This is a genomic window from Sphingomicrobium sediminis (genome assembly GCF_023805295.1).
Lineage (GTDB): Bacteria > Pseudomonadota > Alphaproteobacteria > Sphingomonadales > Sphingomonadaceae > Sphingomicrobium > Sphingomicrobium sediminis.
On sequence record NZ_JAMSHT010000001.1, the window covers coordinates 1,382,123 to 1,394,679 of the forward strand.

At 62.9% G+C, this 12,557-nt stretch carries 15 protein-coding genes; 9 read left to right on the forward strand and 6 right to left on the reverse strand.

Going from position 1 to position 12,557, the window contains the following annotated elements:
* Nucleotides 1-43 precede the first annotated feature (43 nt).
* Both NDO55_RS07205 and NDO55_RS07210 read right to left on the reverse strand, forming a co-directional pair.
* Nucleotides 44-1,999 (reverse strand): acyltransferase family protein, encoded by a 1,956-nt coding sequence (locus tag NDO55_RS07205; protein ID WP_252113803.1) that lies wholly within the window; start codon nt 1,997-1,999, stop codon nt 44-46.
* Nucleotides 2,000-2,056: 57 nt separating this feature from the next.
* The gene (locus tag NDO55_RS07210) at nt 2,057-3,475 is read right to left on the reverse strand and encodes a serine hydrolase domain-containing protein (protein ID WP_252113805.1); all 1,419 of its coding nucleotides are present in this window, start codon (nt 3,473-3,475) and stop codon (nt 2,057-2,059) included.
* 125 nt (nt 3,476-3,600) lie between these two features.
* On the opposite strand from NDO55_RS07210, the gene NDO55_RS07215 reads away from it, so the two are divergent.
* Entirely contained in the window at nt 3,601-4,203 is a 603-nt protein-coding gene (locus NDO55_RS07215; RefSeq protein WP_252113807.1) for a hypothetical protein, read from the forward strand.
* Nucleotides 4,204-4,206: 3 nt separating this feature from the next.
* On the opposite strand, the gene NDO55_RS07220 is transcribed toward NDO55_RS07215, so the two are convergent.
* Nucleotides 4,207-4,713, reverse strand: coding sequence for a DUF3617 domain-containing protein (locus NDO55_RS07220; RefSeq protein WP_252113809.1), 507 nt, complete (start codon nt 4,711-4,713; stop codon nt 4,207-4,209).
* Nucleotides 4,714-4,777: 64 nt separating this feature from the next.
* A complete protein-coding gene (locus tag NDO55_RS07225) occupies nt 4,778-5,209 on the reverse strand; it encodes an Lrp/AsnC family transcriptional regulator (RefSeq protein WP_252113811.1) in 432 nt (143 codons plus the stop codon).
* Nucleotides 5,210-5,339: 130 nt separating this feature from the next.
* On the opposite strand from NDO55_RS07225, the gene NDO55_RS07230 reads away from it, so the two are divergent.
* Nucleotides 5,340-6,026: a LysE family translocator gene (locus NDO55_RS07230; protein ID WP_252113813.1), complete on the forward strand. Its 687-nt coding sequence runs from the start codon at nt 5,340-5,342 to the stop codon at nt 6,024-6,026.
* Here NDO55_RS07230 and guaA read toward each other — a convergent pair.
* Nucleotides 5,987-7,564: a glutamine-hydrolyzing GMP synthase gene (gene guaA / locus NDO55_RS07235; RefSeq protein WP_252113815.1), complete on the reverse strand. Its 1,578-nt coding sequence runs from the start codon at nt 7,562-7,564 to the stop codon at nt 5,987-5,989. The genes NDO55_RS07230 and guaA overlap by 40 nt on opposite strands.
* A 253-nt stretch (nt 7,565-7,817) precedes the next feature.
* Here guaA and NDO55_RS07240 point away from each other — a divergent pair, with 253 nt between their 5' ends.
* The gene (locus NDO55_RS07240) at nt 7,818-8,198 is read left to right on the forward strand and encodes a response regulator transcription factor (RefSeq protein WP_252113817.1); all 381 of its coding nucleotides are present in this window, start codon (nt 7,818-7,820) and stop codon (nt 8,196-8,198) included.
* A 61-nt stretch (nt 8,199-8,259) separates the two neighbouring features.
* Here the strand turns inward: NDO55_RS07240 and NDO55_RS07245 are convergent, their stop codons facing one another.
* Complete coding sequence (locus tag NDO55_RS07245) at nt 8,260-8,814, reverse strand: hypothetical protein (RefSeq protein ID WP_252113819.1); 555 nt, start codon at nt 8,812-8,814, stop codon at nt 8,260-8,262.
* Between the two features lie 277 nt (nt 8,815-9,091).
* On the opposite strand from NDO55_RS07245, the gene NDO55_RS07250 reads away from it, so the two are divergent.
* The 6 genes from NDO55_RS07250 to NDO55_RS07275 all read left to right on the forward strand — a co-directional run bounded on the left by NDO55_RS07250 (nt 9,092) and on the right by NDO55_RS07275 (nt 12,554).
* A complete protein-coding gene (locus NDO55_RS07250; RefSeq protein WP_252113821.1) occupies nt 9,092-9,538 on the forward strand; it encodes an META domain-containing protein in 447 nt (148 codons plus the stop codon).
* Between the two features lie 62 nt (nt 9,539-9,600).
* The gene (locus NDO55_RS07255) at nt 9,601-10,383 is read left to right on the forward strand and encodes a hypothetical protein (protein WP_252113823.1); all 783 of its coding nucleotides are present in this window, start codon (nt 9,601-9,603) and stop codon (nt 10,381-10,383) included.
* A gap of 10 nt (nt 10,384-10,393) precedes the next feature.
* Nucleotides 10,394-11,083: a hypothetical protein gene (locus NDO55_RS07260; protein ID WP_252113825.1), complete on the forward strand. Its 690-nt coding sequence runs from the start codon at nt 10,394-10,396 to the stop codon at nt 11,081-11,083.
* A 3-nt stretch (nt 11,084-11,086) separates the two neighbouring features.
* On the forward strand, nt 11,087-11,386 hold the full coding sequence (locus tag NDO55_RS07265; RefSeq protein ID WP_252113827.1) for a hypothetical protein: 300 nt from the start codon (nt 11,087-11,089) through the stop codon (nt 11,384-11,386).
* A gap of 10 nt (nt 11,387-11,396) precedes the next feature.
* On the forward strand, nt 11,397-12,374 hold the full coding sequence (locus NDO55_RS07270; RefSeq protein ID WP_252113829.1) for a L,D-transpeptidase family protein: 978 nt from the start codon (nt 11,397-11,399) through the stop codon (nt 12,372-12,374).
* A 9-nt stretch (nt 12,375-12,383) separates the two neighbouring features.
* The gene (locus NDO55_RS07275) at nt 12,384-12,554 is read left to right on the forward strand and encodes a hypothetical protein (protein WP_252113831.1); all 171 of its coding nucleotides are present in this window, start codon (nt 12,384-12,386) and stop codon (nt 12,552-12,554) included.
* Nucleotides 12,555-12,557: the final 3 nt, after the last annotated feature.

Here is a 12,557-nt window from a genome sequence, read left to right on the forward strand (position 1 = left end):
AGTGGTCGCACGAGCTATCGCGCCCAATGCGGGCAAGCGCAACCTAGAGCGCGGCGGTGACGGCGTCCGCGACCCGCGATGCACCGGCGATCGACAGGTGATCATCATCGAAATATTGCGCTTTGCCATCGAGCGTCGCGCTGCATTGCGTGTCGTCGCACAGCCATGTGCTCGGATCGATGACGGTGATGCCGCTCGGCAGGGCAGTGACCAGTCGGCGAGTGGACGCCATACGCTCCTCCCACCATCGTTGCGGCACACCCGAAACTTCCGCACCTTCGGCCCGCATCACCAGCGCATCGACATGTTTGGGCAATTCGGGTGGCGGCAAGAGCAGGATGACCCGCTTGCCCGCCGCCCGAAGCCGCGCAACGGTATCGCCGAGCGAGGCCTCGTACATCGCCGTCCGCGACAGGCGATCCTTGTCGGCAGGCTGCGCCGGATAGTGACCGGCCACTTCGCCGGCGAGGTGATAGGGCAACCGATAGGCCACCAAAACGGTCTGAACCGCCTCGTCAGTGACCAACGCGTCCACGACCTGCTGCGTCCAGACGCCGCAGGCCTCCCGACCCTCGAGGGAGGTGCCGTAGAGTGGCGGGCAATCGCTATAGGTCAGCTGGCGCACCGCCACTTGCTGGCCGAGCGCGAAGGCGGGTTCGACACCGTGGCTGTCTCCGAGCACGGCCAAGGTCGGTTCGCCCTCGCCGATGACGCAACTGTCGGCATAGGAAATCGGATTGTCGTCGCCGGCATGGCAATCACCGCGCAGCGGGCTCGGCGTCGCCGTTGCAAGAAAATCACGCTGCCACGGCTCGGTACGCGCTGCTGCAAAACCGTCCCCTTTGTCAGCGACCATCCCCAGCACCAAAGGTAGCGCCAGCAACACCGCTGCCCAGCGCCATAGCACGCGCGCGGGCATCGCTTTCTTGTCACGGAACGGCCGCTCGATCACATGCCAGCTCAACGCCGCCAGCCCGAGTGCAGCAACCAGCAGTCCGGCCATCAGTAGCGGATCGGGCGCGCCGAGGCTCCGGATCCGCGCAAAGGCGAATAGCGGCTGGTGCCACAAATAGGCGCTGTAGCTGATGAGGCCCACGCCAACGAGCCAGCGGTGCGAGAGCAGCTTGCCGACCCTGTTGCCCTGACCGGCAAACAGGATTAGCAGCACCGTCCCACCCACCGGCAACAATGCAGCCTTGCCCGGGAAGGGCGTACCGGCATCGTAGAACAGGATCGACGCCACGATTGCCACGATACCGACCAGCGCGAGCGCATCGTTCTTGCCGATACCGCGCTCACGGATCAGCAGCGCACAAATCGATCCGGCCAGCAGCTCCCAGGCGCGGCTCGGTGCAAGGAAGAAGTTGGCACTGCCATCGCGCGGCTGCAGCCATTCGCTATAGGCGAGGCTGGCGAGCGCGATGCCGAGCAATGTCCAACCGACCCGCTTCGGGCCAAACCGCCACAAGGCCAGCAAAGCGATCGGGAAGATGACGTAAAATTGCTCCTCGACCGCGAGGCTCCAAGTATGAAGCAGCGGCTTTTCTTCAGCCACTGCGTCGAAATAGCCGCTTTCATTCTCGAAATGGAGGTTGGAGAGGAACAGGCCGACCGCCATCATCGAACGCGCAAAGGCGTCGAATTCGGCGGGTGTCATCCACGCCCAGGCAAAGGGAATGCAGGCCAGGATCATCGCCGCCAGTGCAGGCAGGATGCGCCGCGCGCGCCGCTCGTAGAAATGGGTCAGGCTGAAGCGTCCTGCCTCCATCTCGCCGACCAGGATCGACGTGATGAGATAGCCCGAAATGACGAAGAAGATATCGACCCCGACAAAGCCGCCGCCAAAGGCCTCGAAGCCAGCGTGGAAGGCCATGACCGGCAGGACGGCAATCGCGCGCAAGCCATCGATTTCGGGCCGATAGGCGAGCCGGAACGGCGCGGGCGCACTGCCCACGCGACCGCGACCTTCAAGGTCTCCGGCAAATCCTTCCACACCCATGCGCGTATCTGTGCCTGCAAAAGGTGGAGTTGTGGTTAATGCCGCGTTGAGAAGTGCCTAGTCTTCGCGGTCGAAGCGGACGTTGCGGATGCGGTTATTGTCGACCGAAAGGGCAATGACGTTCCCGGCCTCGTCGCGCACGCCGCGGAAGACATAATTGTTCCAGACGAGGCGATCATAGCCATCGGCAACCGCATCGCGGGCGCGGCCATTCTTGCTCATGGTGAAGGCCATCCCCTCACCCTGTTCGAGCACGATCACCGTATCGGTCTCGGCATTGACGTAGCGACCCTCCATCGCTGCCAGCGTGCCCGCATCATAGGCCGCCTCCATCGTCACGACATTGCGCGGACCGGAGGGCTGCGACGGCGGCGGCGCGGGCGGCAGGGCATCGCCCAGCAGCGCGATGCCGATATTGTTGACCGCCTGCACGATCGGCAGGTTGGAGGCGTTGGAGAGCACGACGATGCTCAAACGCTGCTCGGGATAACGCAGCGTGTAGGCATTGTAAGCGCCGGTCGAACCCTGGTGGTAGATGTCGTGTAGACCGTTCGTATCGGTGTGTTCGAGCCCGAAGCCGTAGCCGCCGCCCTCGGGACGCGATTGGCTGAGTTCGATGAGCTCGGGAGCGAGCGGACCCGGGGCGCCCTGCAATATCGCTTCATAAGCGAGCTGGTCGGTGAGGCTCGAATAGACGAACCCGTCGCCCTGCGTGTTTGCGATATCGGGATTTTCCAGCCAACTGCCGAAATTCATATAGCCGCGCGCCAGGTCCGGGATCACCACGCCATAGCGCCGACGCACCAGCGTATCGTCCATTCCCAGCGAGGCGAAGAAGCCATTGGCAACTTCATAGAACGGCTCGCCCGTCACGTTGGCGATCATCTCGGCGAGCAAGATGTAATTGCTATTGGAATAGAGAAAGTCGCTGCCCGGTGCGAAATTGAGATCGGTCTGGCGGTTGAGCAGCGCCATGGCCTCGCGGTTGCGCAGGCGGTTTTCGTACCAGGTGATGCCGGTCAGGCCCCACAGGTCGAATATGTCGCGAATGCCGCTGCGGTGGCGGAGGAGTTGCCGCACCGTAATTTCGTCCTCGATGCCCGGCATCGCATTCGGCAGGTAAGTGCGAAAATCCTCGTCGAGGTCGATCCGTCCGTCCTCGGCCAGTTGCAGGATCATCATCGCGGTGAACTGCTTGGCGACCGAAGCGATGTTGAAGACCGTGTCGGGCGTGATCGCATTGCCGTGCGACATGTCGGCCAAGCCATCGGTGGCCTCGAACACGGTCTCGCCGCCGCGCACGACACCGATCGCATATCCCGGCGCCTTGCCAACCTCGATCGAGGAGATGATCGCATCAACGGCCTCGCGCTCGGCTTCCGAAAGCGGCTGCGCCAGTGCCGGACTCGCCAGCATCAATGGCGCCAAGGCCAGGAATTTCATCGCCTTCATCATCATCCCCTGTTCGTTACCCACCGAGCAGATACGGAACCTAGGGCGCGAGAGATGCATGGCAACCGGTGCTTCGACCAATGGGTGCTGGAAATCCGGGACGCGCGGCCTAAGGTAGCGCTCAACAAGTGGCGTGGGGGGACAGTACAATGGCGATATTCGGTACGGACGGACAGCCCGTGAGCCGGGTGCAGCGGACCGAGAATGTGGAGCGCATCCGCAACGTCATCCTGGTCGTGGGGATCATCGGTTGGATCGGATTCGTCGGCTATTCGGCCTACAATGTCGTCGAGGCGCTGAACAATCCGTCGCCAAGCTACGTCGAGGATGATTGGCCGCCTGTTGCCAGTATCCCCTCCGACCAGATCATCTTGCGCGAGCCCACAAGAATGCCGGACGCCGTCGCCCGCGCCGCGCAAGTGCCGCCATTCCCCGCCGACGAGCAGGGCCGCGTCGACGCGCTCGATATCGGTACGTGGCAGGACGCCTTGCCGCCCGCTTACCAAGGCGGGTTCGGGCGCTACGGGCTCACCGTCGATGGCGAGCTGACGGAAATCGAGATCGATCCGAATTACGGCAATCGCGTCTATCTCGACGCTGGCGGCGGCGCGCCGATCGCTGCCGATGTCGACACGGTGGGCGCATCCAGACTGTCGCGCCTACGCGAGGGCGAAGGCGTCCGCCTCAATTGCTCCGGCGGCGATTATCGGTTTGGCGAGACCTTGCTGTTCGACTGCACGCTGGCGCCTTGAGCGCTAGAAACTGCAATCGCCCGTGCGGCGGGCGCTGATCGGGCTGTCGAGCGAACCCATGGCTTTCAATTGCGCCAATTCCTCGGGCGAAATGGTCGTCGCATCGTCCTCGGGATCGAAGCGGATATGGCCTTCATAACCCTCGGCGCTGATCACGCCTTCGATGACGATGGCGATGCTGCCCTCGAAAGCGGGATGGCGGCAGGAGCCGGCCGCGCGAAATGCATTGCCCTCACGTTCCCACGTGCCTTGCGTGCAAATCTCGTTGCTGGGGAGGTACAGCCGCACTAGCTTCTTGGCATCGAGGATGCTGTCGGCCTGGACGCACATCGCGGTCTTGGGCTCGGCAAAGTCGGCGTAGAAAGCCTCGAAAATCTTGCGCTTCGGCACGACCTCGTAACGCCCGGCGAGGATTTCGACCGGCTCTTCGGAAGCGGCTGCCTCCAAGTCCTGGCCGCAGCCGGTCACCAGGCCTGCGGCCAACACTACCCATACAGATCGCGCAAACATTCCCGTCTCCTTCACTTCGAATGATAGGAGGAAATGCGCAAGAATGGGTTAAACCCGCGCTATTCTAGTCCTGTGTCGAGGCGATGATCTGCCGCGTGGTAATCGAAACGACGCTTGGCCAGCCTGCCAGCTCGTCGCGTAGCTGGGACAATTGCTGGATGGAATCGCACTCGCAGTAAATTACGGAATCGATGTCTCCCGTGACGCAATAGGCTGCCACGACGCCGGGCAGCTGCTTGATTTCGTCTAGGACATTGGTGTGGGATTCTCCGACCTTGAAGCTGATCGTGAGGAAGCCGCGCACGTCGGGCAGCGCATCGGGCGCCAGCTCGATCGTATAGCCGCGAATGACCCCCATTTCCTCCAGCTTGGAGATGCGGTCATGCGTCGCGCTACGCGACAGGTCGATGTCGCGCGCCAGCGAGACGAGGCTTGCGCGCGCATTCTTCCTGAGCGCCCGCAACAGGAGCCGGTCCTTCTCGTCCAGGTCGGCCATGATCGATGTTGCCCTCTGCCTCGCCGTCACAATGCCAGCCGCACCGGACGATTTCCTTCATCGCCCCCGTCTTGCTGGTAGAGGCGCCAGCCTCGCGCCCCCAAACTCGGCCCCGATACAGGAGGCTGACATGGAATTGAGCACATTCATGCTGTTTGCGGCAACCACCCTGGTGGTTGTCCTCACCCCCGGACCCGCCGCGATCGCGGCCGCGGCGCAGGCTTCGAGCAACGGGGTGGCCCGAACACAGGCGACCGTTGCGGGCATTGCCAGCGCCAATGCGGCCTTCTTCGTCCTTTCGGCGACCGGTATCTCCGCCACCATCATCGCCTCGGAATCGATCTTCACGGCGATCAAATGGTTCGGGGTCGCCTATCTCACCTACCTAGGGCTAAGCGCGATCTTCAGCCGCACGGGCGGCCTGCAGGTCGAGCGGGGCGAAGTGGGAAGCCTGTCCGCCTTGTTCGGCAAGGGTTTCCTGGTCGAGGCAGCCAACCCCAAGGCCTTGCTCTATTTCGCGGCAATCCTGCCCCAGTTCCTCGACACCAGCGCGCCAATCTTGCCGCAGATGGTCATCATGGGACTTGTGACGCTGGTCTTCGATTGGATCGTCTATTCGGGATACGCGGTGCTCGGCGCGCAGATTGCAAGCCGCGGGGTGCGCCCCTCGGTCGTCCGACGATCAACAAATTTGCCGGCGGCGCATTGCTCTACTCGGCATTCCGCGTCGCCAAGGTGGCCGTCTAGTCTAGCCGACCCAACTATGCGGGTTCGAGACTACTCCCACTCGATCGTGCCGGGGGGCTTGCTCGTATAATCGTAGACGACGCGGTTGATGCCCTGCACCTCGTTGATGATGCGGGTCGCGACATTCTGCAGGAACTGGCTTTCGAAGGGATAGACGTCCGCCGTCATGCCATCGACGCTGGTGACGGCACGCAGGCCACAGACCGAGTCATAGGTCCGCGCATCGCCCATCACGCCGACGGTGCGCACCGGCAGCAGCACAGCAAAAGCCTGCCAGATCGCGTCATAGAGGCCCGCCTTGCGGATCTCGTCCAAATAGATCGCGTCAGCCTTGCGCAGGATGTCGCAGCGTTCCTTGGTCACTTCGCCCGGAATGCGGATGGCAAGGCCCGGTCCCGGGAAGGGATGGCGACCGACGAACGCGTCAGGCAGGCCAAGCTCGCGGCCCAGTTCGCGCACTTCGTCCTTGAAGAGTTCGCGCAACGGTTCGACCAGCTTCATGTTCATGCGCTCGGGCAGGCCGCCGACATTGTGGTGCGACTTGATCGTCACCGACGGGCCGCCGGTGAAGCTGACGCTTTCGATCACGTCGGGATAGAGCGTGCCCTGCGCCAGGAAGTCCGCGCCGCCGATTGCCTTGGCTTCCTTCTCGAAGATATCAATGAAGGCGCCGCCGATGAACTTGCGCTTCTTCTCGGGGTCGGTGACGCCCTCGAGCCCGCCGAGAAACTGCTCTTCGGCATCCACATGGACGAGCGGGATATTATAGTGGCCGCGGAACAGGCCGACGACCTGCTCGGCCTCGTTCGCGCGCATGAGGCCATGATCGACGAAGACGCAGGTCAGCTGCTCGCCGATCGCTTCGTGGATGAGGACGGCCGCGACCGCGCTGTCGACGCCGCCGGACAGGCCGCAAATGACCTTGCCGTCACCGACCTGTTCGCGGATCGCCTTGATCTGCTGGTCCTTGTAGGCAGCCATGGTCCAATCGCCAGGCAGCGCGCAGACATGGCGCACGAAATTGGCGATGAGCTTGGCGCCGTCGGGCGTATGCACCACTTCGGGGTGGAACTGGGTGCCGTAATATTTGCGGCTCTCATCGGCGATGACGGCAAAGGGCGCGCCATCGCTTTCCGCGACGATTTCGAAGCCTTCGGCGAACTGCGTCACCTTGTCGCCGTGGCTCATCCATACCTGGTGGCGCTCGCCCACTTCCCACAGGCCGTCGAACAGGGCGCATTCTTTTGTGACGGTGAGGTAGGCGCGGCCGAACTCGCCGCCCTCGCCGGTCTCGTGACCGGGGCGAACCTCGCCGCCAAGCTGGTGGCTCATCACCTGCTGGCCATAGCAGATGCCGAGGATGGGCAGGCCGCTGTCGAACAGCATTTGCGGGGCGCGGGGAGACCCCTCTTCGGGGACGCTGGCGGGGCTTCCGGACAGGATGATGCCTGCGGGCTTCAAGCGGTCGAACGCCTCTTCGGCCATGGTGAAGGGAGCGATCTCGCAATAGACGCCGGCCTCGCGGACGCGGCGGGCGATGAGCTGGGTCACCTGGCTCCCGAAATCGACGATTAGGATGGTGCCGCCATGATCCACGCTATCGCTCATTGCCCTCGCTGCCTGTCTGCCATTGCCTTGCGAGAAGCGCCTAGCCGACAAGGCCGCGCGCCGCAACGCCGGTCGAGCGCATGCGAAATCCTCACCGAAACGGACCCAGTTTGGCAGGCAAGGCGGCGGCCATGCTGCTAGGGCGATTTCCGTCACCTCGACAGAGCTCCACCCCCGCCGCCGACCGTGCGCGTATTCCACGCGGTCGGCGGCACCGGCGGGGCCGATACGCGACGATGCAGGAGCATTTCACATGGCACGGATCATCATGGCCGACGATGACGAGGTGGTCACCTTCCTCGTTCGCTCGCTGCTCGAAGATGCGGGCCATATTGTCGGCGTGCTGCCGGATGGCGAGCGCGTTGCCGAGGTAATCCTCGCCAAGCAGCCGGACCTGCTCATCCTCGATTGCGGCATGCCTGGCAAATCGGGGCTCGAAGTGCTTCGCCAACTGCGCGCCGAGGGGATTGCACCGCGCATTCCGGTGCTCATCCTGACCAGTCGCCAGTCGGTCGCCGACAAGGCCATCGCTTACGAGGCCGGGGCCAACGACTATCTCATCAAGCCGTTCGACAGCGACGAATTGGTGGTGCGGGTCGAGGCATTGCTCGGCCTCGCGCGACGCCGCGCCTGACCCTCAACGAAAAAGGGCCGCAGGATTGCTCCCGCGGCCCTCTCTCTCGCGTCACTGTCGCTTAGTAGCGATAGCCATAGTTACGATAGCGACGATCGTCATAGCGATCGTTGCGGTCGACATCGGTATCGCGGATGCGACCATTATATTCGATCTCGCAATTCCAGTTGAGGTCGCCGCCTCGACGGTCGTAGCGATTGTAGCGGCTGTTGCGATCGTAGCGGCTGTAGCGGTCATAGCCGTAGACGTTGCGACCGCTGGTGGCGGTGCCATAGACCTTCCAGCCATAGCGCGTGCGTTCGACATGGGTGATGTCGGTCACCTGGCCGCCAGGGCCGTAACGGCCGCGATAGTCGCGCAGGATGCGCGCATCGACACGGCGGGCGCAGCGATCGACCGCTTCACGCTCGCCGCGAATACCGCGACGGTCATAGCGATCGTAGCGATCGCGGTAATAAGGCTGTCCGCCCAGAACTTCGCTCAGCACTGCGCCGACAATCCGTTCTGCGGCCCTGCCGTCGCGGTCATAGCCCTGCGCCTGCGCCGGGCTGGCCAATGCTGCACTCGCTGCGATCATGCCGGCGGCCGGCACTGCCATCTTCAGAAATTTCGCCATGGGGTTCTCTCCCAATCCTGTTCCATTGTTACACCGATGACCGGCACGGCGTCGCAGCGCGTCGATCTTCGCCAACAGGGGTAGGAAAGCGTGCATGCATTCATCCTGAACGTAGCTGTTGGCGGGGGTTCATCTTGGCCGAATGGCGGCGCGGTTCATCGTTAACGCATGCAGTCGTTTCGCCTACGAAACCTTACTTTTCCGCCATAAATGCCGGGTCGTCGCCTTGCCAATGTAACATGGTTTAGTCATCATGCCGGGGAAAGGGGCGAGTCGCATGAAGAGATTCCTATTCCCCGTGGCTCTGGCCACCGCAGCGCTGGGAGGCTGCGCGGGCCTCGACATACCCACCGATCCGCTGACGGCGAACCAATGGCATCTGGTCGCCATCGAGCGGCCCAGCCAGCCGACCGTCAACCTGTCGGGCCGGGCGCAGGACAGCCACTGGATCCGTTTCCGCCAGGGCGGCGATTTCAATGCCAGCCTCGACTGCAATACTGGCAATGGAGATTGGTATCGTCCGGGTTCGGGCGCATCGGGTGCGCGCGAAGGCCTGCTCGAAATCGGCGAGATTGCGTCGACCCGCGCCCTTTGCCCGTCGCCAAGCTATGGCGAGGAGATGGCCGCCGCGCTGCCGCTCGCGACCGCCTACGAGATTTACGACAATGATCGCACGCTCGTCGTGCGCACTCGTACCGCCAGCTACCGCTTTACCGCGCGCTGATTTGTTCAAGGCGCGACCTTTGATCGGAGTGATGCCAATCTAGTGACTTAAGGGAGACTGACATGAAAACCGTTGCCACCCGCACTCTCGCCTTGGGAGCTATTGCCTTGGTCGCAGTTCCGGCACCTGCAATTGCGGACCCAGCACGCCAGCTAGTCGATATCAACGGTATGTATGCCGGCCCAGGCGAACGTGCATTGCGTGATCGCGGTTTTGCCTTTGTCAGTCACGAACGGAACTCGCGGGGCTACGACTACAGCTATTGGTGGGACGAAGACGACGATGATTGCGTTCGCGTAGAGGAATATGACGGACGCGTTCAGTCGATCAGCGATGCCAGCGATCAAGATTGCGGTCACCATCTCAGTTCGGGGGTTGAAACGGCTCTCGGCGTCGCTGCGGGTGCAGCCATTCTCGGCGCAATCTTCGGAAGCAAAGGCCATGACGATGATCGGGATGAGAATCAGCGAAACTCTGATCGGGAATATGATCGCGGCTATACCGACGGCCTTCACAATGCATCATACCATAACCGAAGGGGGACGGATGAATATGCAAGCGGCTACCGGGCGGGTGTAACCCAGCGAAACGCCAATCTACGCCATCATGACCGCCGCGGTGGCTACTCAGATTATGCCGATTGGCGGGATCTTGTCGGCGCGCGCGCCACTGCGATCGACCAACTCAATAATCGCGGCTTCGAGCAAGTCGACAATTTCGTAAGCGGCAATGCCCGCTATTCGATCTGGTGGCGCGAGGGGTCCCGCCAATGCCTGCAGGTGATCACTGCCGACGGTCGCCTCGAGAATATCACCGACATCCGAACGCATCCGCGCTGTCGCTAAGGAGGCCGACATGAAGTCGATATTCTGCGCGCCTGCCTTCGCGCTGGCACTTGCCGCCTGCGGGGGTGATGCGGCCACCGACGAACCCGAGGCTCCAGCCGAAGAAGTCGCCGTCATCGGCGAGGATCTCGCACCCTTCGGCGACGGCTATCCCAACAGCGGCGATCCCTGCCTCCGCCTCGGCGAGAGCGAGGCGACCAGCAACTATCTCGACGATAGCGCGATCCTTGTCGGCTGTCCGACCGAGGCCGATGCCGAAGCGCTCGACGGCGAGATTGTCGGCAATGTCGGCGGCGTCCGCCTGGTCTCGGTCCCGACAGGCGATGCTAATGCCGGCATGGGCGAAGGCGGCCCGCCGATGGTCGAGGAAATGCCCGACCTTCCCGATCCCGAAACCGGCTACAATGCGACGGCAATGGTGCCCTGCGGCTTTGGCGGCGCGGCGCCAACGTCCAACTGCGATGCGGGCGTCAAGCGCAATTGGGGCGATGATGGCACCACGTTGGTCGAAGTTACCAAACCCGATGGCCGCAAACGGGCCATCTTCTTCCGCGGCACGACGCCTTATGGTGCCGACGGCGCACAGGCCGACGGTTCCGCCGGTTGGGACTTCGAAGTCAGCCGTGACGGCGACCAGGTGACGATCAATTACGGTCCGGAAACCTATATCGTCGTCGATGCCTTCGTCGAAGGCGGATAGGCCATGACCGGGGGGACTGGATCGAAGCGCTCGGGCGCGCAGCGCGTCCTGCTGGGCTTCGGCATCGTCTATGCGCTAGCCGGCCTGCTTGCGCTGATTGTCATCCCGGCCAGCGTCTATGGCTGGTTCGGGGTGGAGTCCGATCCGCTATCAGGCGTCTTTGCCCTGCTCCTCGCCCTGCCCTGGACCATCGCGCTCTACCTGATGGGAGATGTCGGCACGTGGGGAAGCCTTGCCTTCTGCACTGCCGCCATCGCCCTCAACATCTATCTCATCTGGCGCTTCTCGCGCCCGCGTCGGTAAAGGTAACGTAATGCGCATTCTGATTGCGGCAGCCGCCTTGCTTATTTCCACCCCCGCTCTTGCACAAGGAGCGAAGGTAACCTCGCCGATCGAACTGGCGCAGCGAGCCGACGACTTGAAGCCCGGCGAATGGGTTTGGGCGCCCGAGATCGCGCCCGAGGGGCCGGTCGTCGTCTATGTCGATCTCACCCGCCAACTGGCGGACGTGTATCGCAATGGTCTTCGGATCGGCGTCACGACCGTATCGACCGGCAAGCCTGGCCACGAGACCCCGACCGGCATCTTCAAGATCCTGCAAAAGGATCGGTGGCACCATTCCTCCACCTACAACAACGCGCCCATGTATTTTCAGCAGCGCCTCACGTGGGACGGCGTGGCGCTCCATGCCGGCGGCCTACCGGGCTATCCCGAGAGCCATGGCTGCGTGCACCTGCCCTACGAATTCGCCGAGGAATTGTTCGGCACGACCACGATGGGCGGCACGATCATCGTTCAGGGGCGCGCCGGCGCGCCGATAAAGCTCCGCGCCGCCGGCGTCCTTTCGCCCGCCACCGGGCAAGGCGAAGGCGAAGATTATCGCCCGCTGGGAAGTGCAGACTGGCGCTGGACCCCTGAAGTGGCTCCCGAAGGTCCGGTATCGATCGTCATCAGTTCGAGCGACAGACGCATGGTCGTCATGCGCAATGGCAAGGAGATCGGGCGAAGCATTGTCGACCTAGGCGGGCAGCACAGCGCCACCAAGCTCGCCACCCTTATCGTCGACGGTACGGGTCAATTTCATTGGTCGGTCATCCCTCTGCCCGGTCACGAGGGCGACGGCGGACATGCGCTCGATGCAACATTGCTCGAGCGAATGCGACTGCCCGAAGAATTCGAACGCCGGTTGAAGCCGGTGCTATCCGCAGGGATGCACGTGCTGGTTACCCCCGCCCCGATCCGGGCAGAAACGACCGGCGTCCCGATCACCGTTGCCGCAGCCAAACAGTAGGGAAATCAGATGGACATCGATATTCCGCACTTGTTCGCCACGATGGTCGTGCTTGCCGTCGCCATCTTGGTGTCGGACCACTTGGGCTGGAAAGAAAAGGGCAAGTTCAGCTGGAAGCTGTTTGCCCTGATCTTCGTCGCCATTCTCGCGCTCAACCTTGCCTGGCCTTACGCCGCCTGATCC

Excerpts from the sequence above, each read along its gene's own strand:
- NDO55_RS07205 (WP_252113803.1), bottom strand. The coding sequence starts at position 1,999 with ATGGGTGTGGAAGGATTTGCCGGAGACCTTGAAGGTCGCGGTCGCGTG.
- NDO55_RS07260 (WP_252113825.1), top strand. The coding sequence starts at position 10,394 with ATGAAGTCGATATTCTGCGCGCCTGCCTTCGCGCTGGCACTTGCCGCC.
- NDO55_RS07275 (WP_252113831.1), top strand. The coding sequence starts at position 12,384 with ATGGACATCGATATTCCGCACTTGTTCGCCACGATGGTCGTGCTTGCC.
- NDO55_RS07220 (WP_252113809.1), bottom strand. The coding sequence starts at position 4,713 with ATGTTTGCGCGATCTGTATGGGTAGTGTTGGCCGCAGGCCTGGTGACC.
- NDO55_RS07265 (WP_252113827.1), top strand. The coding sequence starts at position 11,087 with ATGACCGGGGGGACTGGATCGAAGCGCTCGGGCGCGCAGCGCGTCCTG.
- NDO55_RS07215 (WP_252113807.1), top strand. The coding sequence starts at position 3,601 with ATGGCGATATTCGGTACGGACGGACAGCCCGTGAGCCGGGTGCAGCGG.
- NDO55_RS07225 (WP_252113811.1), bottom strand. The coding sequence starts at position 5,209 with ATGGCCGACCTGGACGAGAAGGACCGGCTCCTGTTGCGGGCGCTCAGG.
- NDO55_RS07270 (WP_252113829.1), top strand. The coding sequence starts at position 11,397 with ATGCGCATTCTGATTGCGGCAGCCGCCTTGCTTATTTCCACCCCCGCT.
- guaA (WP_252113815.1), bottom strand. The coding sequence starts at position 7,564 with ATGAGCGATAGCGTGGATCATGGCGGCACCATCCTAATCGTCGATTTC.
- NDO55_RS07230 (WP_252113813.1), top strand. The coding sequence starts at position 5,340 with ATGGAATTGAGCACATTCATGCTGTTTGCGGCAACCACCCTGGTGGTT.
- NDO55_RS07245 (WP_252113819.1), bottom strand. The coding sequence starts at position 8,814 with ATGGCGAAATTTCTGAAGATGGCAGTGCCGGCCGCCGGCATGATCGCA.
- NDO55_RS07240 (WP_252113817.1), top strand. The coding sequence starts at position 7,818 with ATGGCACGGATCATCATGGCCGACGATGACGAGGTGGTCACCTTCCTC.
- NDO55_RS07255 (WP_252113823.1), top strand. The coding sequence starts at position 9,601 with ATGAAAACCGTTGCCACCCGCACTCTCGCCTTGGGAGCTATTGCCTTG.
- NDO55_RS07250 (WP_252113821.1), top strand. The coding sequence starts at position 9,092 with ATGAAGAGATTCCTATTCCCCGTGGCTCTGGCCACCGCAGCGCTGGGA.